This window comes from Streptomyces sp. NPDC002499 (genome assembly GCF_053595415.1).
On the sequence record NZ_JBSFXO010000003.1, the window covers coordinates 95,622 to 118,857 of the forward strand.

17 protein-coding genes are annotated in these 23,236 nt (G+C 72.0%); 13 read left to right on the forward strand and 4 right to left on the reverse strand.

Annotation, left to right across the window (positions count from 1 at the left end):
* Positions 1-2: 2 nt before the first annotated feature.
* Positions 3-908, forward strand: a complete 906-nt coding sequence (locus tag ACWD5F_RS08540) for an ADP-ribosylglycohydrolase family protein (RefSeq protein WP_451252415.1) — start codon at positions 3-5, stop codon at positions 906-908.
* Between the two features lie 361 nt (positions 909-1,269).
* On the opposite strand, the gene ACWD5F_RS08545 is transcribed toward ACWD5F_RS08540, so the two are convergent.
* A complete protein-coding gene (locus tag ACWD5F_RS08545) occupies positions 1,270-2,802 on the reverse strand; it encodes an MFS transporter (protein WP_451252417.1) in 1,533 nt (510 codons plus the stop codon).
* A 235-nt stretch (positions 2,803-3,037) separates the two neighbouring features.
* On the opposite strand from ACWD5F_RS08545, the gene ACWD5F_RS08550 reads away from it, so the two are divergent.
* The 3 genes from ACWD5F_RS08550 to ACWD5F_RS08560 all read left to right on the forward strand — a co-directional run bounded on the left by ACWD5F_RS08550 (position 3,038) and on the right by ACWD5F_RS08560 (position 5,179).
* Entirely contained in the window at positions 3,038-3,661 is a 624-nt protein-coding gene (locus ACWD5F_RS08550; RefSeq protein WP_451252419.1) for a TetR/AcrR family transcriptional regulator, read from the forward strand.
* Positions 3,662-3,743: 82 nt separating this feature from the next.
* On the forward strand, positions 3,744-4,445 hold the full coding sequence (locus tag ACWD5F_RS08555) for a ribonuclease HII (protein WP_123997271.1): 702 nt from the start codon (positions 3,744-3,746) through the stop codon (positions 4,443-4,445).
* 68 nt (positions 4,446-4,513) lie between these two features.
* The gene (locus ACWD5F_RS08560) at positions 4,514-5,179 is read left to right on the forward strand and encodes a hypothetical protein (RefSeq protein ID WP_401722154.1); all 666 of its coding nucleotides are present in this window, start codon (positions 4,514-4,516) and stop codon (positions 5,177-5,179) included.
* A gap of 163 nt (positions 5,180-5,342) precedes the next feature.
* On the opposite strand, the gene ACWD5F_RS08565 is transcribed toward ACWD5F_RS08560, so the two are convergent.
* Positions 5,343-5,978, reverse strand: coding sequence for a hypothetical protein (locus ACWD5F_RS08565; RefSeq protein WP_451252421.1), 636 nt, complete (start codon positions 5,976-5,978; stop codon positions 5,343-5,345).
* A 318-nt stretch (positions 5,979-6,296) separates the two neighbouring features.
* On the opposite strand from ACWD5F_RS08565, the gene ACWD5F_RS08570 reads away from it, so the two are divergent.
* Positions 6,297-8,456: a RecQ family ATP-dependent DNA helicase gene (locus ACWD5F_RS08570; RefSeq protein ID WP_451252423.1), complete on the forward strand. Its 2,160-nt coding sequence runs from the start codon at positions 6,297-6,299 to the stop codon at positions 8,454-8,456.
* Positions 8,457-8,534: 78 nt separating this feature from the next.
* On the opposite strand, the gene ACWD5F_RS08575 is transcribed toward ACWD5F_RS08570, so the two are convergent.
* Positions 8,535-9,179, reverse strand: coding sequence for a response regulator (locus ACWD5F_RS08575; protein ID WP_451253162.1), 645 nt, complete (start codon positions 9,177-9,179; stop codon positions 8,535-8,537).
* A gap of 89 nt (positions 9,180-9,268) precedes the next feature.
* Positions 9,269-10,516 carry a sensor histidine kinase gene (locus ACWD5F_RS08580; RefSeq protein ID WP_451253164.1) on the reverse strand — a complete coding sequence of 416 codons (1,248 nt, stop codon included), beginning with the start codon at positions 10,514-10,516 and terminating at the stop codon, positions 9,269-9,271.
* 320 nt (positions 10,517-10,836) lie between these two features.
* On the opposite strand from ACWD5F_RS08580, the gene ACWD5F_RS08585 reads away from it, so the two are divergent.
* From ACWD5F_RS08585 to ACWD5F_RS08620, 8 genes are all read left to right on the forward strand, one after another.
* Positions 10,837-11,547 (forward strand): ABC transporter ATP-binding protein, encoded by a 711-nt coding sequence (locus ACWD5F_RS08585; RefSeq protein ID WP_451252425.1) that lies wholly within the window; start codon positions 10,837-10,839, stop codon positions 11,545-11,547.
* Positions 11,544-14,105, forward strand: a complete 2,562-nt coding sequence (locus ACWD5F_RS08590; RefSeq protein ID WP_451252427.1) for an ABC transporter permease — start codon at positions 11,544-11,546, stop codon at positions 14,103-14,105. The genes ACWD5F_RS08585 and ACWD5F_RS08590 overlap by 4 nt, the downstream gene beginning before the upstream one ends.
* A 220-nt stretch (positions 14,106-14,325) precedes the next feature.
* A complete protein-coding gene (locus tag ACWD5F_RS08595; RefSeq protein WP_451253166.1) occupies positions 14,326-14,754 on the forward strand; it encodes a cold-shock protein in 429 nt (142 codons plus the stop codon).
* 277 nt (positions 14,755-15,031) lie between these two features.
* Complete coding sequence (locus ACWD5F_RS08600; protein WP_451252428.1) at positions 15,032-16,606, forward strand: DUF4192 domain-containing protein; 1,575 nt, start codon at positions 15,032-15,034, stop codon at positions 16,604-16,606.
* A gap of 578 nt (positions 16,607-17,184) precedes the next feature.
* Positions 17,185-19,053, forward strand: a complete 1,869-nt coding sequence (locus tag ACWD5F_RS08605) for a glycogen debranching N-terminal domain-containing protein (protein ID WP_451252430.1) — start codon at positions 17,185-17,187, stop codon at positions 19,051-19,053.
* A gap of 151 nt (positions 19,054-19,204) precedes the next feature.
* A complete protein-coding gene (locus tag ACWD5F_RS08610) occupies positions 19,205-19,963 on the forward strand; it encodes an NUDIX hydrolase (protein WP_451252432.1) in 759 nt (252 codons plus the stop codon).
* A gap of 92 nt (positions 19,964-20,055) precedes the next feature.
* A complete protein-coding gene (locus tag ACWD5F_RS08615; RefSeq protein WP_451252434.1) occupies positions 20,056-22,077 on the forward strand; it encodes an ATP-binding cassette domain-containing protein in 2,022 nt (673 codons plus the stop codon).
* 161 nt (positions 22,078-22,238) lie between these two features.
* Positions 22,239-23,129 (forward strand): FadR/GntR family transcriptional regulator, encoded by an 891-nt coding sequence (locus tag ACWD5F_RS08620; RefSeq protein ID WP_401722124.1) that lies wholly within the window; start codon positions 22,239-22,241, stop codon positions 23,127-23,129.
* Positions 23,130-23,236 lie beyond the last annotated feature (107 nt).

A 23,236-nucleotide genomic window follows, 5' to 3' on the forward strand; every position in this document is an offset into this window, starting at 1 on the left:
ACATGACCTCTGACTTCTCTTCCAGTGGGCGCCTGGATCGCGCCCTGAACAGTCTGCGCGGCCTGACGGTCGGGGACGCGTTGGGCTCGCAGTTCTTCGTACCGGAGAACTATCCGCTGTTGCAGCGCCGCGAACTGCCCGCCGACCTCTGGCAGTGGACCGACGACACCGAGATGGCGTGCTCCGTGGTCGCCGTCCTGGCCGCCCACCACCGCATCGACCAGGACGCCCTGGCCCGTTCCTTCGCCGTGCGCCACGACTTCGACCGCGGGTACGGCCCCGCCGTCAACCGGCTGCTGCGGTTGGTCCGGGAGGGCGGCGACTGGCGCGAGCTCTCCGCCCAGCTCTTCAACGGGCAGGGATCCTGGGGGAACGGCGCGGCGATGCGGATCGCCCCTCTGGGCGCCTGGTACGCCGACGACCCCGAGCAGGCGGTCCACCAGGCGGAGATCTCGGCGTATCCCACACACCAGCATCGTGAGGCCGTGGTCGGCGCCATGGCCGTCGCCGCGGCCGCCGCGCTGGCCGGTGCCCCCGACGGCCCGCCCAGCCCCGAGAAGCTCCTGGACGGCGTCCTGGCGCTCGTCCCCAAGAGCGCCGTCGGTGCCGGACTGCGCCGCGCCCGGGACATGCTCGACTACGACGATGCGGGCACCGTCGCTGCCGTACTGGGCTGCGGACGGCGTACGTCCGCCCACGACACCGTGCCCTTCGCGCTCTGGTCGGCGGCGCGGGGCCTCGGGGACTTCGAGCGGGCGTTCTGGACGACCGCACAGGTCGGCGGTGACGTGGACACGAACTGCGCGATCGTGGGCGGTGTGATCGCCGCGGGGAAGGCGGGGGCGCCGCCGGTCGAGTGGGTGGAGCGGACGGAGGCGCTGCCGGACTGGGTGCCGGCGGTGGCGTAGCGGGCGGCAGGTTCACCGGCGGGTCGGTCGGCAGGCCATATACGGGTCGGCAGGCGACAGGCGTTCGCGGGCGGCTTCCGCGGTGTTCCGCTCCGCTTTGAAAACTCTCTGTGGTCGTCGGGAACTCTCCGTGACCGCCCGGCCGTTGTGCTGGCAGATGCTGTGCGGCGTACGGGTCCGCATATGCGGGTGATGTGCCAGGGGCCAGGGGGTGGTCATGGAGTTTCCGCGGGCGTTGCTTGCGTTGATCGCGCTGTTCTGTCTGGTGTTCCGGCTGAGGCGGACGGCCGGACCGGCGTCCTCGCCGTCGGTTTCCCGGACGAGGTCCGGCCGTCCGCGGTCCTTCGTGGGCCCGGCCGGGTCAGACGGCCGCGGGACCCGCCGTTCCGGCGAGCGCCTCCAGGTCGCTCTTGCGCACCCGGATCACGAACCAGGCGGTGGCCAGGGCGAGTACCGCCATCGCGGCGGCCGGAATGAAGGCCGTCGAGATGCCGTGGGCGAGGACCTCGTGCCCCCAGGGCGCCGGGAGTTGGTGCGTCTTGGTGAACTCGGCCTTCTGTTCCGGCGTGCCGTCGGTGAGGAAGGAGGGCAGTTGCTTCTTCGCCTCGTCCCTGCTGGCCGAGCCGAACACCGTCGTCAGAATGGACAGGCCGAGCGAACCACCCACCTGCTGCATGGCGTTGAGGAGTCCGGAGGCCGCGCCCGCCTCGTGCGGAGCGACACCCGAGACAGCGGTGACCGTCAGCGTCACGAAGTTCAGGCCCATGCCGAACCCGAACACCAGCATCGGTCCGAGCACGCCGCCGACGTAGGAGCTGTCGGAGCTGATGAGGGTCTGCCAAGCGAGCCCGATCATCGCGAGGGTCGAGCCCGCGAGCATGAACGGCTTGGGGCCGAGCACGGGCAGGAACCGCTGCGAGAGTCCCGCGCCGGCCGCGATCACGACGGTCACGGGCAGGAAGGCGAGACCGGCCTGGATCGGGGTGTACCCCAGCACGTTCTGCACGAAGAGCACGATGTAGAAGAACATGCCGAACATCGCCGCGGCCAGGCACAGCATGATCACGTACGTTCCCGAGCGGTTGCGGTCGGTGAACATCCGCAGCGGGGTGATCGGTTCCTTGGCCCGGGACTCGATGAGCCCGAAGCCGACCAGCAGCACCACGGCCGCCACGAAGGAGCCGATCGTCAAGGTGTCCCGCCAGCCCTGGTCGGCCGCGCGGATGAAGCCGTAGACGAGGGCCGCCATGCCGGCCGTCGAGGTCAGCGCGCCGGGGAAGTCGAAGCGGCCGGTGTGCCGTTCGGACTCGTTGATGTACATCGGCGTGAGCACGGCGATCAGGACGCCGATGGGCACGTTGACGAAGAGGACCCAGCGCCAGTCGAGCCACTCGGTGAGCATGCCGCCGGCCAGCAGGCCGATGGCGCCGCCGCCCGCGGAGACCGCGGCGAAGACACCGAACGCGCGGTTGCGCTCGGGGCCTTCGGGGAACGTGGTGGTGATCAGTGCGAGCGATGTGGGCGAGGCGATCGCGCCGCCCACACCCTGCAGGACGCGTGCGGCCAGCAGTTGCCAGGGCTCCTGGGCGAGACCGCCGAGCAGGGAGGCGAAGGTGAAGAGCAGGATGCCGGACATGAAGACCCGGCGGCGGCCGAGGATGTCGCCGGCCCGGCCGCCGAGAAGCAGCAGGCCGCCGAAGGTGAGCGTGTAGGCGCTCACGACCCAGGTGAGGTCGGTGGTGCTGAACTTGAGAGCGTTTTGAATGTGCGGGAGCGCGATGTTCACAATCGTCGCGTCGAGGACCACCATGAGTTGGCAGGCCGCGATGACGGTGAGCGCTATGCCGGGATGCCCTTCCCGACGAGCGGCACCGGGCTTCCGTTCTTGGAGCACAGGAGAGGTTGTCACTATGGGTCCCCCACGAGAGATTTAGTGAACGCTCGCGTTCACTGTCGTGGTAACGGTAGTGAGTCCCCACTAGTGAACGCAAGCGTTCACTTATCTTGGAGTCATGTGGCGGGTCCCCCGTCGCTGCCGCATGGCGCGCACCCGAACCCCCATCCCCACCCGCGCGCACCCGCATCCGCACCCGAAATCCCCGCTTCCCTTGCTTGCTGGAGACACTCAGATGGTTACCTCGCGCTGGACGGCCGCCCCCGCTCAGGCGGCCTCCCTCCGTCGGCGCGGAGCTGTGCTCGAACGCGCGATCCTCGACGCCGCGTTGGAGCAACTCGGCACGGTCGGCTGGAACGGCCTCACCATGGAAGGCGTCGCCGCCGGCGCCCAGACCGGGAAGGCCGCGGTCTACCGCCGCTGGCCGTCCAAGGAGGATCTCGTCGCCGACGCGCTGCGGGCCGGTCTGCCGTGCATCGAGGGCGCCCCGGATCTGGGCAGCGTGCGCGAGGACCTCCTCGCGCTCTGCCGTACGGCTCGTGACGCCATGTACTCGCGGCCCGGGTTCGCGGTCCGGTCGGTGATTCACGAATGCGATCCGGTGCAGGCGGAGCGCTTCCACAGCGTGATCTTCAACGGGATCGTGGAGCCGACCGTCAACCTGCTCCGGGAGGTCATCACCCGTGGAATCGAGCGCAAGGAGGTGCGGGCCGACGCGGCGAACAGCTACGTCATCGATGCCATGCCGGCCATGATGATGTACCGCTCCAAGATGAGCGGAAGCGAATGGGGGGATCGTGATCTGGAGGAAATGGTCGACCAGTTGATGGTCCCGCTGCTGCGGCCCGACGCCGGCTGAGCGGGTGCCGGGAGGGTCGTGCCGCCACATGGGGAAACCGGGGTGTCGCAGGGTGATCCCGGCGGCGTACGCTTAGCTCGCCATGCCGTACGAACCTCCTACTCACACTGTCGAGCGCTCCCTTCGCGCCACGACCGGAGCCAAGGTCATTGCCGGTGTCGACGAGGTGGGGCGCGGTGCGTGGGCCGGCCCCGTCACCGTCTGCGCGGCCGTCACCGGACTGCGCCGGCCGCCCGAAGGTCTCACCGACTCCAAGTTGATCGCCGTCAAGCGGCGGACCGTGCTCGCCGAGACACTCCAGCAGTGGGTGACCTCGTACGCGCTGGGTCACGCCTCTCCGGAGGAGATCGACCAACAGGGCATGACGGCGGCGCTGCGGTTGGCCGCGGTGCGTGCTCTGGAAGCCCTGCCCGTCCGACCCGACGCGGTGATCCTCGACGGCAACCACGACTACCTCGGGGTGCCGTGGAAGGTCCGTACCGTGATCAAGGGCGACCGGTCCTGCGTGGCCGTCGCTGCGGCGTCGGTGATCGCCAAGGTTCAGCGCGACAAAATGATGGCCGAACTGGGTATGGACCATGCAGACTTCGGTTTTGCGGACAATGCCGGGTATCCGTCGCCCGTGCACAAGGCCGCGCTGGAGGAGCGGGGACCCACCCCGTACCACCGGTTGTCGTGGGCGTATCTTGATGCGCTGCCCCAGTGGCGGCACCTCAAGAAGGCCCGCAGCTGGGCGGACGGGAGCGTTCCGGAGATCGAGGGGCAACTCGGCTTCGACTTCTGACGATTCCGCTCGCACTCATGTGCCACCCGCTGACGCGAGTCGTACCAATGTTTGATAGATATCAGCCCATGCCTCTCATTCCCGAGGAGCCTCAGATTCACGAGAGTGCCCAGGGTCCCCGCGCCACGCCGGCCAGCGGCCGTACCGCGCAGACCCCTCGTCCCGTACCCGGTCCCCGTCCCATGGGATCGCCGCGCCCCGGTCGTCCCGGTCCGCTCCGGCCTGCGCCGCCGGTGCAACGTACGCCGCGAGACGTGGCCGCGCCGAAGCCCGACCCCTCGGGGCCGGTCGCTTCGGGGCCGGTCGCGCCCGTCGCTCCGGTCGCGCCCGTCGCGTCTTCGGCGACCCCCCAGATCCAGCTGATCCCGGCCTCGGTGGAGGGCGCGCTCGACGCCGCCGAGGAGGCCGTGGACCTTCTTCTCGACGCCGGCCGTGCCCCCGGTGACGTGCTGGTGATCACCACCGGTGAGCAGCATCCGTGGGCCGCCCACGAGCTGTCCTTCGGTGAAGCCGCCTACTGGGCGCAGCACGACGCGGGTGACGACGTCTTCTACACGGACGCCTCCGTCGCCGAACGTGCCGTGTCGCGTCCCGTGGTCGTGGTCGCCGTCAACGGTGGCTCCGCCACGACTGCCGCAACCGCCCTGCCGCTGGCCCATGCCCGGGCCGGTGCCCTGCTGGTCGTCTGCGGCGACCCGCAGCAGATCAACTCGCTGCTGGGCGCGGGCGTCTGAGTCCGCTCCGGTAGGTCCGCGAGGACCTGCACCGGAGCGGCAGGAGCGTTGTCGCGGTATCGCACGGTGGGCGTTTCGGCGTGCGCGGACGGTCGACGGGGCCGTCCGGAGTGAGGTGGGCGAGGGAGACGTGCCGTGCGGTGGGCACGGCCCGTCGACTCCCTCAGCGGGCCGCCGCGCGGCGCAGGACCTCCGAGGCGGCACCGCCGGTGCGGGGCAGCGGGGGCGGTGCCTCGGACAGCGCGAACGGCTCCGGCTTCGAATCCGAGTTGGGGCGGCGACCACCGCGGCCCTCACCCAGGACCTGCCAGCCGTCCCGGGTCAGCGTGATGTACGCCCCACAGCGCAGACCGTGCAGCGTGCAGGCGTCCCGCAGGCCCCACATCCACGCGCCGTCCTCCTCGGTCCACCGGGCGTCGCCGTCACGGCAGTAGAGCAGCACGGCGGTCCGGATCGGGGTGCGGCGACGCAGGTCGTGGGGGATGACCCGGCGCAACTGGGCGAGCAGCACGTTACGGAACATCCAGCCGTCGGCCGGGGCCGGGCGGCGGGTGAAGGAGGCGCTGGCCCGCAGCCGTTCGTCCGGGTCGAGCACGGCCACGACCGCGGTGGCCGGTCTCGGGCGGTGCCGGGAGTGGAGGCCGCTGACGACCTCACGGGGATTGCGCAGCAAGGGGATTCCGGCGGCGGTCCACTCCGCCGGTTCGAGCACGCGGGCGAGGGGGTTGGCGGATGCGGCGGACAGGTCGGCAGACGTCGACGTGGATGCCGCGGAGGACGGAGCGAATCCGAAGGTCACGGTCCTCCCTTCGGCTACGCGCCCACACTGCGGGCGGGGTCTGAATCGGGGGAGCGCACACCACAGCAGAGCCCTACCGTGTCACGGGCGAGCCATGCGGGGAGCGGAGTCCAATTCTTGCTGTCGAACTGGGATGCGGCAACGAGCAATTGGGGCCAGAGACCGAAATCCGGCGGTATGAGGCTTAGATCCCTACCCGGTGATCCCCTACGCGATGTGTGAGACGACCGTTCACTCTGTGTTCGTACACCGTTCGAGTGCGGCCGGTCCAGAGCGGTGCGGTCGCCGATTGTCAGTGGCATCGGGTTGCATGGGGGTATGGAAGAACTGGAACTGCGCGCCGAAGCCGATGCCATCCTCGCCGAGCTGGTCGGCGGCCCGGGGGGTTCCGCGCGGTTGCGGGAGGACCAGTGGCAGGCGGTGTCCGCCCTGGTGGAGGACCGCAGGCGCGCGCTGGTGGTGCAGCGCACCGGCTGGGGCAAGTCGGCGGTGTACTTCGTGGCCACCGCGCTGCTGCGCAGGCGCGGCTCGGGCCCGACGGTGATCGTCTCGCCCCTGCTGGCGCTGATGCGCAACCAGGTCGAGGCCGCGGAGCGGGCCGGCATCCGGGCACGCACCATCAACTCGGCCAACCCCGAAGAGTGGCAGACGGTGTACGAGGAGGTCGAGCGCGGCGAGACAGACGTCCTGCTCGTCAGCCCGGAGCGCCTCAACTCCGTCGACTTCCGCGACCAGATGCTGCCCAAGCTCGCGGTCACCACCGGTCTGCTCGTGGTCGACGAGGCGCACTGCATCTCCGACTGGGGACATGACTTCCGGCCGGACTACCGCCGGCTGCGCGCGATGCTCACCGAACTCGCCCCGGGCGTCCCGGTGCTGGCCACCACCGCGACCGCCAACGCCCGGGTCACCGCGGACGTGGCCGAGCAGCTGGGCACCGGCGCGGGGGAGGCCCTGGTGCTGCGCGGCCCGCTGGAGCGGGAGAGCCTGCGCCTTGGCGTGGTCCAACTGCCGGACGCCGCGCACCGGTTGGCCTGGCTCGCGGAGCACCTGGAGGAGCTGCCGGGCTCCGGGATCATCTACGCGCTCACGGTCGCCGCCGCCGAGGAGGCCACCGCCTTCCTGCGCCAGCGCGGCTTCCCGGTGGCCTCGTACACGGGCCGCACGGAGAACGCTGACCGGTTGCAGGGCGAGGCCGACCTGCTGGCGAACCGGGTCAAGGCATTGGTCGCGACCTCGGCGCTCGGGATGGGCTTCGACAAGCCGGACCTGGGCTTCGTGGTCCACCTCGGTTCGCCGTCCTCGCCGATCGCCTACTACCAGCAGGTGGGCCGTGCGGGCCGCGGGGTGGAGCACGCCGATGTGCTGCTGCTGCCGGGCAAGGAGGACGAGGCCATCTGGCGCTACTTCGCCGACACCGCCTTCCCGCCAGAGACCCAGGTCCGCCAGACCCTCTCGGCCCTCGCCGACGCGGGGCGGCCACTGTCCGTGCCCAGCCTGGAGGCACAGGTCGACCTGCGGCGCACCCGGCTGGAGACGATGCTCAAGGTGCTCGACGTGGACGGGGCGGTCAAGCGGGTCAAGGGCGGCTGGACCTCCACCGGCGAGCCATGGACGTACGACGCCGAGCGGTACGCGTGGGTGGCGCGGCAGCGGGCGGCCGAGCAGCAGGCCATGCGGGACTACGTGAGCACGGACGGGTGCCGGATGGAGTTCCTGCGCCGTCAACTGGACGACGAGGGCGCGGTTCCGTGCGGCCGGTGCGACAACTGCGCGGGGGCGTGGGCCGATCCCTCCGTCTCGGCCGAGTCGCTGACGGGGGCGGCGAAGGAACTGGACCGGCCGGGCGTGGAGGTCGAGCCGCGCCGGATGTGGCCGACAGGGCTGCCCGCGCTGGGCATCAACCTCAAGGGCCGTATCCCGGCCGGAGAGCAGTGCTCCACCGGACGGGCCCTTGGGCGGCTCTCGGACATCGGCTGGGGCAACCGACTGCGTCCGTTGCTGGCCGAGCACGCCCCCGACGGGCAGATTCCCGAGGCCGCCTTGCGGGCCGCGGTGGACGTCATCGCCGACTGGGCGCGTTCCTCGGGCGGTTGGGCGTCCAGCGGCCCGGACGCCTCCGCGCGGCCCGTCGGAGTCGTCGCCGTACCGTCCCTGGCCCGCCCGCAGTTGGTCGGTTCCCTCGCCGAGGGCATCGCGTCCGTCGGCCGCCTCCCCTTCCTGGGCGCGCTGGCGTACACCGGACCGGGCGGCGAGCACGCGACCCGGCGCAGCAACTCCGCGCAGCGCGTCAAGGCGCTGTCCGGCGCCTTCGCCGTACCCGATCAACTGGCCGAGGCACTGGCCGCTTCACCCGGTCCCGTCCTGCTCGTGGACGACTACAGCGACTCCGGCTGGACCCTCGCGGTCGCCGCCCGGCTGCTGCGGAAGGCGGGCAGTGGGCCGGTGCTTCCGTTGGTTCTCGCGGTGGCGGGCTGAGCTGTGGCGCGCGGGGGGAGCGGGGCACTGAACAGCCGGGCGGTGAGCGCCGGTTGGGCCGGCGGACCCGGTGGGCCGTCAGCCTGCCGACGGGCTCTCCGCCGTCGGAGTCTCCAGGGAGCCCGGCGTGATCAGGCCCGTCTCGTAGGCGGCGATGACCGCCTGGGCGCGGTCACGGAGTCGGAGCTTGGCGAGGATGTGCGTCACGTGGGTCTTCACCGTCGCCTCGCTCAGACGGAAACGGGCGGCCAGTTCCGCGTTGCTCAGGCCGCGCGCCAGGGACTCCAGGACTTCCAGCTCCCGCCGGGTGAGCGCGGACAGGTCACGGTGCATCGTGGCCGTACGCTCCGTGGGCACGGCGAAGCGCTCCACGAGTCGGCGGGTGATGGACGGCGCGAGCAGCGCGTCGCCGGAGCGGACCAGGCGCACGGCGGCGGAGAGGTGCTCCGGGGTGACGTCCTTGAGCAGGAAGCCACTGGCGCCGGCCGCGAGGGCCCCGTAGACGTACTGATCGAGGTCGTATGTCGTCAGGATGATGACCCGCGGCGGGGGCGAGGGGGCGTCCGGGCCGAGGATGCGGCGGGTGGCCTCCAGACCGTCCGTCCCCGGCATGCGGATGTCCATCAGCACGACGTCGGGGAGCGTGCGTCGGACGACGGTCACGGCCTCGTCGCCGTCGGTCGCCTCGCCGACGACCTCGATGCCGTCCGCGGCGAGGATCATCCGGAAGCCGGTGCGGACGAGCGCCTGGTCGTCGGCGACCACCACCCGGGGCGGCCCGCTGCCGTCGTCGGTGTGCCGTGCCTCGGTGCTCACTCGACCTCCACCGGGATGATCGCCAGGACCGCGAAGCCCCCGCGCGGGCGACTGCCGGCGGACAGAGTACCGCCGTACAACGCGAGCCGTTCGCGCAGTCCGATCAGGCCGCGGCCGCTGCCCGGTGCCCGTGACCTGCGCTGTCCGCCGGTGTCCTCGACCGCCACCCGCAGCTCGCCCGGCGCGTACTCCACGGACACCGTGACCGTGGCACCGGCGGCGTGTTTGACGGTGTTGGTCAGTGCCTCCTGCACCACCCGGTACGCCGTGAGGTCCACGCCCGCGGGCAGCGGGGCCGGGGTGCCGGTGACGGACACCTCGACGGGTACGCCCGTGCCGCGCACCCGGCCGGTCAGTTCGGTGAGTTGGCCCAGGCCCGGTTGCGGTGCCAGGTCGGCCGTCGCGGCCGACTCCGCTCCGTCCGAGGCCGTCGTCAACAGGCCCATGACGTGCCGCAGTTCCGCGAGCGCCGCCCGGCCGCCCGCCTCGACGGCCCGCAGCGCCTCGCGGGCCTGGTCGGGGGAGGCGTCGAGGGTCTTGCGCGCCGCGCCCGCCTGGATCGTCATCATGCTGACGTTGTGGGTGACGACGTCGTGCAACTCCCGTGCGATACGCGAGCGTTCGCGCTCGACCGCGAGCCGGGTCGCCTCCTGCTGGGCGCGGCCCCGCTGCTGCCAGGCGTGCACCAGGTTGGCGGCGAGCGCCACCGGCAGCAGCATCAGCAGCGGGATCAGACCGCGGTCTATATCGGGCAGCAGGGACAGCGTGCCGAACGCGACGCCGCCCGCCGCCAGGCTCACCAACGACGGCACGCGGTAGGGGCTGTACGTGGCCGCGCTGTAGGCCGCGATCAGCGTGCTCGCGAAGGTGAACACCGCCGCGTCCTCGGTGATCTCGCCGAGGTGGAACAGCCCGGTGGCGGCCAGCACCGCCCAGAACGCGGCCAGTGGATACCGCCGGCGCAGTGCCAGCGGGGCCGCGGAGAGCAGGGCCAGCGCCAGTTCCCACGGCTCGACGGGGGGCAGTTGCCGGTCGGTCTGCTGGGCGGGAACGGGGTCCGGCTCCGGCGGCGGGACAGGGCGGGCCGGCGGGATCGAGGGCGCCGTCGAGGCCGAGACACCGGGTACCTGCGGCCGGTTCTCGTAGGTCGAGCGGTCCAGGTCGGTGGAGACCGTACCCACCGCGAGCACGGCGGCCAGCAGCACATCGGCGATCCAGGTCCAGCGTGAGCGCCGCGGCGGCATGCCGATGGCGCGCAGCACCGAGGCGCCTCGCCCACGGAACGACTGAACTGCGCCTGCCCACAACCCCCTCGCGGGGAACGGCCACCGTCGACGGATCCGGCCCGCTGAATTCACCGGCCCATTGTGGCAAGCGGGCGCACTCCGGGGATCGGCCCACGAGTCGATCCGGCCTCAACCTCTCGACTACATCGTTGGGTTGAGGCCGGCGGGCCTCCGCCGCACACGGTAGGAACCTTCGGCACAGCGACCGACGCGGTGCCCGACCTCTCACACCTAGCTTCTGCGAGCACGAGACGAGATGTGGCACACCTGGAGGCGCCGTGAGGGACCTGATCGACCCGCTCATCGAACTGCGTGACGTGAGCAAGGCGTACGACGAGGGCCCGCCCGCGCTGGCCGGACTGACACTGGACGTGCGGTCCGGCGAGGCGGTCGCCGTGCTGGGCCCGTCCGGCAGCGGCAAGTCGACGCTGCTGAACCTGGTCGCGGGCCTCGACCGGCCGACTGAGGGCGGCGTGACCGTCGCCGGAGTGCGGGTGGACGAGCTGAACGAGACCGGGTCCGCCAAGTACCGCAGGGCCTGGATCGGCATGATCTTCCAGTTCTTCAACCTGCTGGACGACCTGACGGTCATCGACAACGTCCTGCTGTCGGCCCGGCTCGCGGGCATGCCCCGCGGCCGGGCCGCAGCACGCGCCGACGAACTGCTCGGCCGTCTCGGCATCGCCCGGCACGCGCACACCCACCCCGGCCGGCTCTCCGGCGGTGAGCGCCAGCGGGTCGCGGTTGCCCGGGCACTGATGAACAGTCCCGCGCTGCTGCTGGCGGACGAGCCGACCGGAGCGCTCGACTCCGCGTCGGGGGCGGACGTACAGGCGCTGTTGCGCGATCTCAACGCGGACGGGCAGACGATGATGCTCGTCACCCACGACCTGTCTCTGGCGGAGGCCTGCGCGACCCGGACCGTCGAACTGGTCGACGGACGGGTCGCCCGGGACACCGCGCACAGCATGCCGAAGGCGGCCCGATGAGCGCGCTGGGGCCGACGAGCAGCCGACTCGCGGAGCTCGGCGCGTCTCCGCCACCCGGGGGCGCCCAGGACGGCCGAGCGGGCCGGAGCGGCGGCGGTGCGCTCGGCTGCGTGGTCCGCGCGGGCGTGGGGCGGCGGCGGGTGCAGACCGTCGTGATGGTGCTGACGACCCTGCTCGCGGTGGCGGCCTCGGTGCTCGGCGCCGGGCTGCTGGTGGCTTCGCAGGGGCCGTTCGAGCATGCGTTCGCCAAGCAGCAAGGGGCCCATCTGAGTGCGGAGTTCGACGCGACGAAGGTGTCGTCGACGCGGCTGGCGGCGACCGGAGACGCCGACGGCGTGGCCGCGGCGGCCGGTCCGTTCCCCGTGGCCTCGCTGCGGCTGGAATCGCCGAGCGGCGGGCCCCCGGGCGTGGCTCCGCTGCCCATGACGGTGGTCGGCCGTGCCGAGGGGGAACAGCCGGTGGACCAGGTGAACCTCGTCGAGGGCAAGTGGGCCTCGAAGCCCGGCGAGATCGTGCTGGAGACCGGCGCGCGCACCCCGGACACCGCGGTGGGCAGCGAGCTGGAGGCCATCGGCCCGGACGGCACAGCGGAGTTGACCGTGACGGGGATCGCCGAGTCGGTCGGCGAGAGCGCCGACGCCTGGGTGCTGCCCGCACAGCTGAGCCGACTGGCCGCGTCCGGCGCGGACTCCGGCTACCAGATGCTCTACCGCTTCGACGACGCCGACAGCAGGTCGGCGGTCGCGGCCGACAAGAAGGCCGTCACCGCGGAGCTTCCCGACGGCGCCCTGCGCGGTGCGCAGTCGTGGCTGGACGTGAAGCAGATCGCGGACAACAACGTGTCGGCGTTCGTCCCGTTCGTGAGCGCGTTCGCACTCATCGCCCTTGCGATGTCGGTGCTCATCATCTCCATCGTGGTCAGCGGCGCGGTCGCCGCGTCCACCCGACGGATCGGCATCCTCAAGGCCATCGGCTTCACGCCGTCCCAGGTAGGCCGGGCGTACGTCGCACAGGCCCTGATCCCGGCCTCGCTCGGGGCGCTGCTGGGCGTGGTCGTCGGAAATCTGCTCGCGGTCCCGATGCTCAACGAGGTCGAGACCGCGTACGGCACGAGCGCCCTCCTCATCCCCCTCTGGATCGACCTCCTGGTGCCCCTCGCGGCCCTGGCGCTGGTGACGGCCGCGGCGCTGGGCCCGGCGACGCGTGCGGCCCGACTGCATACCGCGGTGGCGATCAACGTCGGGCGCACGCCCAGCGAAGGCCGTGGGCAGCGCGTCCGCGGGCTTCTGGCCCGGTTGCCGGTGCCGCGCTCCGTGAGCCTGGGTCTCGCGACGCCCTTCGCGCGTCCTGCGCGCGCGGCGACCACCGCGGCCGCCGTCGGCTTCGGCGCGCTGGCGATCACCTTCGCGGTGGGGCTGGGCAGTTCGCTGTCCGCGATCCAGACGAGCGGCGACCCGGACTCGTCCGGTGATGTCACCGTCAGCACGGTGGGACGGCCGGACGTGGCGGGGCGGGGTGGAGCGGGCGACAGTGCAGGAACGGTGGGTGGTGACGGTGAGGCCGTGGCGCGTGCGGACCAGGAAGGTCGTGGCGCGCCGGGCACGACGGCGGATCCGCAGGGCGAGGTGAAGCTGGCCGACCCGGACAAGGTCGCGGCGGTGATCAAGGCGCAGTCGGGCACGGGGTCGTACTTCGGCACCGGCAAGACCTTTGTGAGCGTCGCCGGTGTCAAGGGTGGTACACCGCTGGTGGTGTACGAGGGTGACGCCGAGGGCGCTGGCCACGTGATGGTGTCGGGGCGCTGGTTCTCCGCGCCTGGCGAGGCGGTGGCGCCGGCCCGCTTCCTTCAGGCCACCGGGGTCAAGATCGGGGACACCGTGACGCTGACCGATCAGGGGCACAGCGTGCGGCTCAAGCTGGTCGGCGAGATCTTCGACCTCGGTGACCAGGGCATGGCGGTGCGGGCCGACGCCGCGTCGGTGGCGCGGATCGTGCCCGACGCGAAGCTGGACAACTTCACGGTCGAACTCACCAAGGGCACGGACAGGGTCGCCTACTTGGACGGGCTCAACACCCAACTGGAGAAGATCGGGGGAGTCGCGACGAGCTCCGACGACGGCCGCGCCTCGACCGTCATCCTGGTGATGCAGTCCTTGATCGCGATGTTGACGGCGATGCTCGTGGTCGTGGCCTGCCTGTGCGTCCTCAACACGGTGGTCCTCGACACCCGCGAACGGGTCCACGACCTAGGGGTGTTCAAGGCGCTGGGGATGATCCCGCGCCAGGTCGTCAGCATGGTGCTCACCTCCGTCGCAGCCACCGGTCTGGTGGCCGGGGCCATCGGCGTACCGCTCGGCGTGGCCCTGCATCACGTCGTCATGCCGGCGATGGGCCGCTCGGCCGGCACCGAGATCCCGACCGCCGACATCGACATCTACGGTCCCGGCCTGCTGGTGCTCCTCGCACTGGGCGGCGTGGTCATCGCGGCCACGGGCGCGCTGCTGCCGGCGGGGTGGGCGGCTCGGACGGGGTCGGGGCGGGCGTTGCGTACGGAGTGAGGGGTGCGGTGTTCGGGCTGAGGGGTGCGGTGTACGGGGTTAGGGGGCGGCGTACGGAGTGGAGGGTGTACGGAGCGGGGCGCGGCGTACGGAGTCGGGGCGCGGCGGCGTACGGGTGAGCGGCAGCAGCGTTGACCTGAGCCGTGCTGATGACATGCTGGAGCCGTGTGTCCGGGGAAGGGCCCCGGACGGGTGGGGTTTCGAAGAGTTGGGGGTCCGCATGGTTGCGGGTCGTGTAGTGCGTTTCGACAGTGTGCGTGGGTATGGGTTCATCGCGGCGGATGCCGGCGGCGAGGACATTTTCCTGCATGTGAACGATCTCCTCATTCCCGAGGAGTACATCCGCTCCGGTCTGGTCGTCGAATTCGACGTGGAGAGCGGCGATCGAGGACTGAAAGCGTCGAACATCCGTCTCCCCGAGGGTGCCGCACCGCCGGTGCCGCGTCGGTCGCACGAGGCAGGCCCGAGGGCGGTGACGCTCGACGAGAACGGCAACGTGATGTGCGACGTGCTCAGCGCCCAGGAGTACCGGCGTGATGTGACGGAACTGCTGCTCGCCGCGAGTCCGCTGCTGACCGCGGAGCAGATCCTCACCATCCGCGCCGCGCTGGTGAAGTTCAGCGAGGGCCACGGCTGGGTCGAGGATTGAGCCGCACTGTCGGATAGCTGACGCCACCGGTCCCTGTCGGCGGCGGGCACGCGCGCGTTGGGGCTGGGAACCGTGGTCGGGCGTTCGTCCGCGGCCAGGTGATCGGCTCCAGCCGGGCGTGGTCGCGGTGATCGGGCCGCCATGACCGGTGTTGTCGTAGGCGCTGCTGTCGCAGGCGGTGTCGTCGTAGCGGTGCCGGTCATGGCGTTGTCGTGTCCCTGGCCCGAGTTATCCACAGGGCAAAGCGGAATATCAAGATCCGCGAGATCGTCTGCGCATGACGAATCACGGCGAAACCGCTGGATCATCCGAAAACGGCACACCGTCCCTCGAACCGAGCGCATACGACCATCACGGCGCAGACCATCAGGTCACCCTTCGCACCCCGGCAGAACTGGCGGACGCCCTGCCGTATCTGCTCGGGTACCGCCCGGAGGACAGCATCGTGCTGGTCGCCCTGCACGACAAGGACGGCCGAGGCAGGTTCGGCGGCCGGGCCAGGCTGGGCATTCCGCCCGGCGCGGACGACTGGGCGTCCGTGGCCCGGCAGTTGGCCCACGGGCTGGTGACGGGCAGCGAGCGCAGGGGCGCCAAGCCCGAGCAGATGGTGGCGTACCTCTGCCAGGAACCGGCGGAGGGCGAGTCGGGCCGCCAGGTCATGGAGCGGCTGCGCCCGTTGGCCCAGAAACTGCGCGTCGAGTGCGGACAGCTGGACGTGCCGGTGATCGAGGCCTTGTGCATCTCGGACGGCCGCTTCTGGTCCTACTGCTGCGCGAACCAGGCCTGTTGTCCTCTCGACGGCCTCCCCATGGGCCTGCCCGGCACCTCCGTGCTGGCGGCCGCCGCCACCTACGCCGGCCTCCAGGTGCGCGGCACCCTTCGCGAGCTGCGCGCCAGGCTGCTGCCCTGGGAGACAGCGGCTGCCCTGGCACAGGAAGTCGCCCTGGACGCGGCCAACATGGCGCTGGTTCCGAGGATCCTCGACGACGCCAGCCGCGCGGAGGTGGGCAAGGAAACCCTGGAGCTGGCCGGACGGATCATCTGCCGCCTGACCGAAGTACCGCCCGCCTCCGGCCCGTTCACATCCGACCTCCGCGACGACGAACTGGTCGGACACGACGAAGCGGCCACTCTGATCCTCGGCTTGCAGGACCGCGCCACCCGCGACCGCGCGGCCGAATGGATGGAGGGCGACGACGCCGTCCCGGCACTCCGACTCTGGCGCACCCTCGCCCGCCGCTGCGTCGGCCCGTACCGCGAACACGCCGCGGCACCCCTGACCCTCGCGGGCTGGGTCGCCTGGTCCACCGGCGACGAACTCGAAGCCCGCGAAGCCCTCGCCATGGCACTCGGCGCCGACCCCGACTACCTCTTCGCGCGCCTGCTCCACCAAGCCTGCAACGAGGGCCTGGACCCGGAATCCATCCGCCGCTGTCTGCGAGCGGAACGGCATGAACGAGGGCGAGCGGGGGCGGCGCGAGCGGAGCGGAAGGAGTGGGGGGAGCCTGAGGTGCCGTTCGAGGGGGAGTTGGAAGGGGATACGGCGGGGGCCGTGCCGTCGGCGGGGGTTGCGCCGACGGGTGGTTCTACGTCGGCGGGTCGGCTCGCGTCGGCGATCGAGTCTGCGCCCGCGTCCCGGCCTACGTCGGAAGTCGGGGCGGTGCCGGCACCCGGGGCTGCACCGGCACCTGCGTCCGCATCGGGGGGTTCCTCCCGCCTCCGACGCCGTGTTCGCCCGACCGGCGCCCGCTCCCGTCCTCGCCCCGCCCGGACGGACGGTCGTGGAAGCGGGGCGAGCGTTCCGCGTCCCCGGGCACCGTTGGCGGACGACGGTGTCGAGGGCAAGCCGTGAGCAACTGCCAGGTGGGCAAGGGGTGGTGCTGCCGAACCGACGGCCACCGCGAAGCGTTGCGCGGGCGGCGAGAGGAGGCAGGCGGAGGCAATCCGGTCCACCGCCGCCATTCGGTCGGCTCGAGCCGCTTGGGGCGTGACCAGGAGGAGTCCGGTTCCGTTCACCTGAGTGGCGGAACGCCTGGATGGGCCCTGCCGTCGCATCGCCCACGTCCGTCCGGATCTCCTACGGCGCCGCGCACGCCCGAGGTGCACAGAGAGCAGAAGAAGCCGCCCATGTATGAGCCGACTCCGCCCTCCTCCGCCGCCGACCGTTCCGACCATCACGGACCTGAACAACGTCCAGCGAGCCCGGGCCAACCCGCCCGCGGCGGTCCGACACCGCTGAGTCCACACGGTCCACACGGTCACCGCGGTCCATACGGGCAGTCCGGTGCGCCCGGGCAGTCCGGTCAGCCCAGTTCATCCGGCCCCACCACTCTCCCCACCCCCCGCCGTCCCTTCGACCTGCCCCCTACCCACACCACCCTCATCTGCGTCGCCCTCCCCGCCCTCGCCATCTCCACAGACCAAGGACAGTTGACCGGCCAGGGACTGGAGGGGTTCTACCGAGCGGGCCGACGCGTGCTCTCCCGGTGCCAGATCCGAGTCGCCGGACGCGAACCGCTGGCGATCCAGGCCCGGATGACCGCCGCCGACCGGGCACGCTTCGTGGGGACGCTGCGCGCGTCCCCGCAGTCCGGCCCGGACCCGGACGTCGTCGTCGAACGCATCCGTCACGCGGACGGCACCGAGCGGATCACGTTGCACAGCGCGTCCCTCCGCCCGCTGCGCGTGCCTGTCGAGGTCGCCCTCGCCACGGACCTGGCCGACCTGGCGGCGATCGCGTCCGGGGTCACGGGCCCCGAACTGCCCGCCAGCGTCCACGACTCGGGTCTGCGCTGGACCGGCACCGCCGGACGCTCGTCGGTCACGGCGGACCCACCGCCCGCCGACATGCTGGCCTCCGCGGGGCTGCTGCGCTGGGAGTTCGAACTGCCTCCGGGCGGCAGCAGAAGCCTGGAGCTACGGGTGCGCTCGGACGGAACGGGACCCGTCCGAGCCGTGGGCCGCGCCGCGACGAGCCCGCTCGCCACGGCCCGCGCCTCGGGCGACGACCCCAGAGTCGAGCCGCTGCTGCGGACAAGCATCGAAGATCTCCAGGCCCTGCAGTTACGGGACCCCGCCCACCCTTCCGACACACACCTCGCGGCGGGGGCACCATGGCGCTGCGGTCTCGCCCCGGCCGAGGCGCTCGCCGCGGCCCGGATGACCCTGCCCCTCGGCACCCGCCTCGCCTCGGGCACATTGCGCACCCTCGCGCGCACTCAACTCCGGGACCCGGCGCCACGATCCGGCATGATCCCCGGACCGCGCCGGGACGCAGGCCCTCATCTGCCGCCGGGGTGTACCGGCACGGAAGCAACGCTGCTCTTCCCCGCCCTGCTCGCTGAGGCCCGCCGTTGGGGGCTCCCCGAGCAGGAGACGGAGGAGTTGCTGCCGGCGGCCGAGCGCTGTCTGACCTGGCTGCTGGCGACTGTGGGCGACGGCACCTACCTGCACGACCCGCACCCGGGCGGCCCGGTCCGCTGCGAGACGCAGGCCCACGCCCACCGTGCGGCCCTGCTCGGCGCCGATCTGCTCCAGGACTTCGGCAGACCGGGCGGCGCCGAGCTGCGGCGGTGGGCGCAGGCGCTGCGCGGGGCGTTCCGGGAGGAGTTCTGGATCGACGACCTGGGCGGAGGCAGACCGGCTGCCGCCCGCGCGCCCGACGGAAGCGTGGTGCCCTACCTGTGTGCGTCCGCCGTCCACCTCCTGGACACCGGCCTGCTGGGCGGGGGAGAACTGGCACCCGGCCTGCTCGACAAGGTGCAGACCGAACAACTCGCACGACTGCTGGGCGGTCCCGCCATGGACACGGGCTGGGGACTGCGCGGACTCGGCGCGAAGGAAGCCGGATACAACCCCTTCGGTCACCGCAGCGGCGCCGTACGGGTCCACGAGACGGCGGTCGCGGTCGCCGGCCTCGCCGCCGCCGGTTACGAGAAGGAGGCGGCCTCGCTACTGCGGGGCACCTTGGGGGCGGCAGAGGCCTTCGGCCACCGGCTGCCCGAGATGTACGCCGGCGTGCAGCGCACCGACGGGAGCGCTCCCCTTCCGCACCCGGCGGCCTGCCGACCGGCGGCCACCGCGGCGGCGGCCGGCGTGCTGCTCCCCACCGCGCTCGTGGGCATCCGCCCCGACGCCCCGGCAGGCACGCTCACACTGCGCCCCGTGCACAGCGCACCCCTCGGCGAGCTCGTCCTGACGGGCCTGCGGGTCGCCGGAGCCCCCTTCTCCGTCCGGGTCAGCCGACTGGGCCTCGCCATGGTCGAGGAGGCAGCCGACGGTCTGCAATTGGGCGTGTGACCTCGGACGACCCACCGGCGCACGCCGGGCGCGAGCGGCCGGGAACGGGGAGGAGCGGCCGACGGGACCCATACCGGAACGAAGTGGATCAGCCACCGAAGCGACCGACGAAGGGAGTGTTTATCGTCAGGCAGACGACTATGATCGCCGCATGCCCTACGACCCGTCAGCCTTTCCGCCTTTCGCCGTCACCGTGGACCTGGTCGTGCTGACCGTGCGCCGCCATGCCCTGTGCGCGCTGGCGGTACGGAGGGGCGAACCACCCTTCCAGGGGCGTTGGGCGCTACCGGGCGGATTCGTACGGGCCGACGAGGACCTGGCACAGGCGGCGGCACGCGAACTGGCCGAGGAGACCGGGCTGCGCGCCCACGACCAGACCGTCCCCGCCCCGGACAACGGGGCGCATCTGGAACAGCTCGCGACCTACGGCGACCCCAAGCGGGATCCCCGGATGCGCGTGGTCAGCGTCGCGCACCTGGCCCTCGCCCCCGACCTGCCCGCACCCCGGGCCGGCGGCGACGCGAGCTACGCCCGCTGGGCACCGGTCGACGAACTGCTGCAACAGAGCGGCTACGGCCGTGACGAGGAGCCCGTGGCACCGCTCGCCTTCGACCACGCCCAGATCCTGGCCGACGGCGTCGAACGCGCCCGCTCCAAGATCGAGTACTCGTCGCTCGCCACGGCGTTCTGCCCCACCGAGTTCACCGTCGGCGAGCTGCGCCGCGTCTACGAGGCGGTGTGGGGCGTGGCACTCGACCCCCGCAACTTCCACCGCAAGGTGACGGGCACACCCGGCTTCCTGGTCCCCACCGGCGGTACCACCACACGCCAGGGCGGCCGCCCCGCCCAACTCTTCCGGGCCGGCGGCGCCACACTGCTCAACCCCCCGATGCTGCGCCCCGAGGTCTGACGACGGGAGTCCGGCCACAGCGCCGATCCCCGTTCGTGGGGCGGGCCGTGCGATGCCCCGAAAACCGGACATAGCGCGCTATCTTGCTTCGGGTGATCCAGGCCTTCGGACTGACCAGCAACCCCCGCAAGGACCTTCCGCCCGCCGTCGACGACGTCTCCTTCGAGGCGCGCGCGGGCCATGTCACCGCGCTGCTCGGAGCGGCGGGGGCAGGCAAGACGACGGCGCTCAGACTCATGCTCGAACTCCAACAGGGCCGTGGCATCACCTACTTCAGGGGCCGCCCCCTGCACCGCATCGCCCACCCGTCGCGCGAGGTCGGCGTGCTCCTGGGCGACGTACCCGGCCACCCGTCCCGCTCGGTCCGCGGTCATCTCCGCATGCTGTGCGCGGCAGCCGGCGTGCCCGGTCGCCGCGCCGACGAAGTGCTCGAAGTGGTCGGCCTGGTCAGCCTGCGCGACGAACGGCTCGGCACCCTCTCGCGCGGCATGGACCGCCGCCTCGGCCTGGCCTGCGCTCTGCTCTCCGACCCGCACACCCTCGTCCTCGACGATCCGGCCGACGGACTCTCCACCCGTGAGGCCCACTGGCTGCACGGCATGCTGCGCGCCCACACGGAACAGGGCGGCACGGTCCTGCTGACGACAACCGACCCCAAGGAGGCCGCCCGCGCGGCAGACCGGGTCGTCACCCTGGAGCAGGGCAGACTCGTCGCCGACCAGGAGGCCCCCGAGTTCGCCCGCACCCGACTGCGCCCCCGAGTCGCCGTCCGCACCCCGCATGCCGCCCGCCTCGCGGCCCTCCTTGCCAAGGAAGCCCGCACCGCGCAACGCTCCGTGGAGGTCGTCCGCGAGGCCGGCAACCGGCTCTCCGTCTACGGCAGTACGTGCGCCGACGTCGGCGAGACAGCGTTCCGCCACAGCATCCTCGTACACCAACTCGCCGACGAGATCGGGGACATGGGCCCGGGAGCGGCTGCGGACCCGGACCCCGATTCGCACCCGCACCCGGAAAATCGAACGACCGTCGAGCCGCGAGCGCAAGCGCAACCGCAGCCGCAGCCGCAGCCGTCGACGGGGATCGGGGAGGCCTCGTGCGTTGCCGACGAGTCAGCCGAAGTTGACGCGCAACGCGAACCCGACGGACTCCGCGAACCCGATGCCGAACCGCAGCGCTCGGGCTCGGAAGAGCCCCGGGACTCGCAATCCCCGCAGGCCAGGCCGACGCCCCGGCCCACCGCGTCTAGCGAGTTGATCCCAACCCCAACTCCAACCCCCCGCCCCACCCGAGCCCGCACTCTCGATGCCCTGGCCCCCCTGCCGCCCCCCATCTCCGTCCGCCCCGCCCCCAGCCCCCTCCGCCCCCTGCGCTACGAGATCCGTCGTGCCGCCGGAATCGGCACCGGGTTTCTCACGGCCGCCGCCGTGCTCGTCGTGTCCGCTCTCACCGCCGTGCTCCTGGCGCGGATCGGCCACACCCCGCAGTCGCGCCTGCTGGCCGCGTGGCCGAGGGAGTTGCCGCTGCCGCCCGCCGCGCTCGGTGCGGGACTGCTCGGCGCGCTGGCCTTCGGCGACGAGTTCCGCCACCCCGCCCTGGCGGCGGACCGCGGCACCGTGCCCCGCCGGCTGGGGCTGCTCGCCGCGAAACTCCTCGTCGCCGCGGCCACCGCGCTGATGCTGGCCTTCCTCACGGTCGGCTGCGACGCCGAAGTGCTCTATCTCGTCTACGGACGGGAGCTCGCACAAGTTCCCGCCGACTGGCTGCCACTGAGCGCGAGTTGGATCGGGCTCGTGGTGGGCTGTTCCTGGGCCGGAGTGCTGGCCGCCGGGGTCTTCCGGTCCACCACGGCGGGGCTCGCGGCGGTGGTCGCGGTGCCGGTCCTCGTCGTACCGCTCGTACACAAGGCCTTGGCGGGACCGTCTGTGCGGATGGCGGCCGGACTTCCGTTGCGGCTGCGCGAGGTGCTCCTGCTGCAGTGGCCCTTCGGTGGAGAGCGCTATCTGTCCGCCATGGCGCGCGTGGTCGGTCAACCCGTGGGCGGCGCACTCACGTTGTCGCTGACCGCGCTGCTCTGCGCGTATCTGCTCACGACCCTGCGCAGCAGGGTTCGATGACGACCGTCCGCGCTCTTCCGACGCACCTTGCGCACAACTCCCCGGGGAAAGCCCATTTCTTTCCGATAAGGCGTCAATTGCGACGGGGTGAGCGATCACCCTTTCGTGTGCTTTTCACCAAAGACCTCAAGGGAGTTGGGGAGAGAGCCGACAAAGGATCCGTGAGTACCCTTGCGCACACCATGATGACCGCCGCCCGCTCCGCAGACTCCGGCCTCGCCGGCCCGGGCGAACTCGACCGCTACCCCTATGCCGAGGCCCCTGTCGCCGACCGGGTCAACACCTCCGTCTGGGACGGTGCGGACCACCAGGAGCTGGGCCGCGTGGGCCGGCGTGCCGCGGGCAGCCGCGGACGCGGGCTGCACGGCCAACTCGTCCAGCAGCTGGGGCAGATGATCGTCTCCGGCGACCTGGGCGCCGACCGCCCACTGGTGCCCGAGGAGATCGGCCAGCGCTTCGAGGTCTCCCGTACCGTCGTCCGCGAGTCGCTCCGTGTCCTTGAGGCCAAGGGCCTGGTCAGCGCCCGGCCGAACGTCGGCACGCGCGTGCGTCCCGTCAGCGACTGGAACCTCCTCGACCCGGACATCATCGAGTGGCGGGCCTTCGGACCGCAGCGCGACGACCAGCGCCGCGAGCTGAGCGAGCTGCGCTGGACGATCGAGCCGCTGGCCGCCCGCCTCGCCGCCGGGCACGGGCGCGAGGACGTCCAGCAGCGGCTCACCGACATGGTCGAGATCATGGGGCACGCGATGGCGCAGGGCGACGCGCTGACGTTCTCCCGCGCGGACGCCGAATTCCACTCCCTGCTCATCCAGGTCTCCGGGAACCGCATGCTGGAGCACCTCTCCGGGATCGTGTCGGCCGCCCTTCAGGTCTCCGGCAACCCCGTCACGGGCTGTGACCGGCCGACCGAGGCGTCGCTGGCGTATCACGGCCGGATCGCCGACGCGCTCGCCACGGGCGACGGCGGGGGCGCCGAGGCGGCCATGCGTCAACTGCTGACCGTCCACCCCGAGGTGGAGCGCGTGGTGCCGGCGCCGCGCGAGCACTGACCGCGGTCCGAGGGCGGCGCGGCCGGGGGATGCCTCCCCCTCCTGGGCATCGCTCGGCCGTCGAACCGTCTTCCGTCGGACCCCGCGCGATCCCCGGATCCCGCGGG

What these genes read in the sequence shown, in the direction of transcription:
- ACWD5F_RS08610 (WP_451252432.1), top strand. Translation starts at nt 19,205, where the DNA reads ATGCCCTACGACCCGTCAGCCTTTCCGCCTTTCGCCGTCACCGTGGAC.
- ACWD5F_RS08580 (WP_451253164.1), bottom strand. Translation starts at nt 10,516, where the DNA reads ATGCCGCCGCGGCGCTCACGCTGGACCTGGATCGCCGATGTGCTGCTG.
- ACWD5F_RS08570 (WP_451252423.1), top strand. Translation starts at nt 6,297, where the DNA reads ATGGAAGAACTGGAACTGCGCGCCGAAGCCGATGCCATCCTCGCCGAG.
- ACWD5F_RS08590 (WP_451252427.1), top strand. Translation starts at nt 11,544, where the DNA reads ATGAGCGCGCTGGGGCCGACGAGCAGCCGACTCGCGGAGCTCGGCGCG.
- ACWD5F_RS08600 (WP_451252428.1), top strand. Translation starts at nt 15,032, where the DNA reads ATGACGAATCACGGCGAAACCGCTGGATCATCCGAAAACGGCACACCG.
- ACWD5F_RS08560 (WP_401722154.1), top strand. Translation starts at nt 4,514, where the DNA reads ATGCCTCTCATTCCCGAGGAGCCTCAGATTCACGAGAGTGCCCAGGGT.
- ACWD5F_RS08555 (WP_123997271.1), top strand. Translation starts at nt 3,744, where the DNA reads ATGCCGTACGAACCTCCTACTCACACTGTCGAGCGCTCCCTTCGCGCC.
- ACWD5F_RS08550 (WP_451252419.1), top strand. Translation starts at nt 3,038, where the DNA reads ATGGTTACCTCGCGCTGGACGGCCGCCCCCGCTCAGGCGGCCTCCCTC.
- ACWD5F_RS08540 (WP_451252415.1), top strand. Translation starts at nt 3, where the DNA reads ATGACCTCTGACTTCTCTTCCAGTGGGCGCCTGGATCGCGCCCTGAAC.
- ACWD5F_RS08595 (WP_451253166.1), top strand. Translation starts at nt 14,326, where the DNA reads ATGGTTGCGGGTCGTGTAGTGCGTTTCGACAGTGTGCGTGGGTATGGG.
- ACWD5F_RS08575 (WP_451253162.1), bottom strand. Translation starts at nt 9,179, where the DNA reads ATGATCCTCGCCGCGGACGGCATCGAGGTCGTCGGCGAGGCGACCGAC.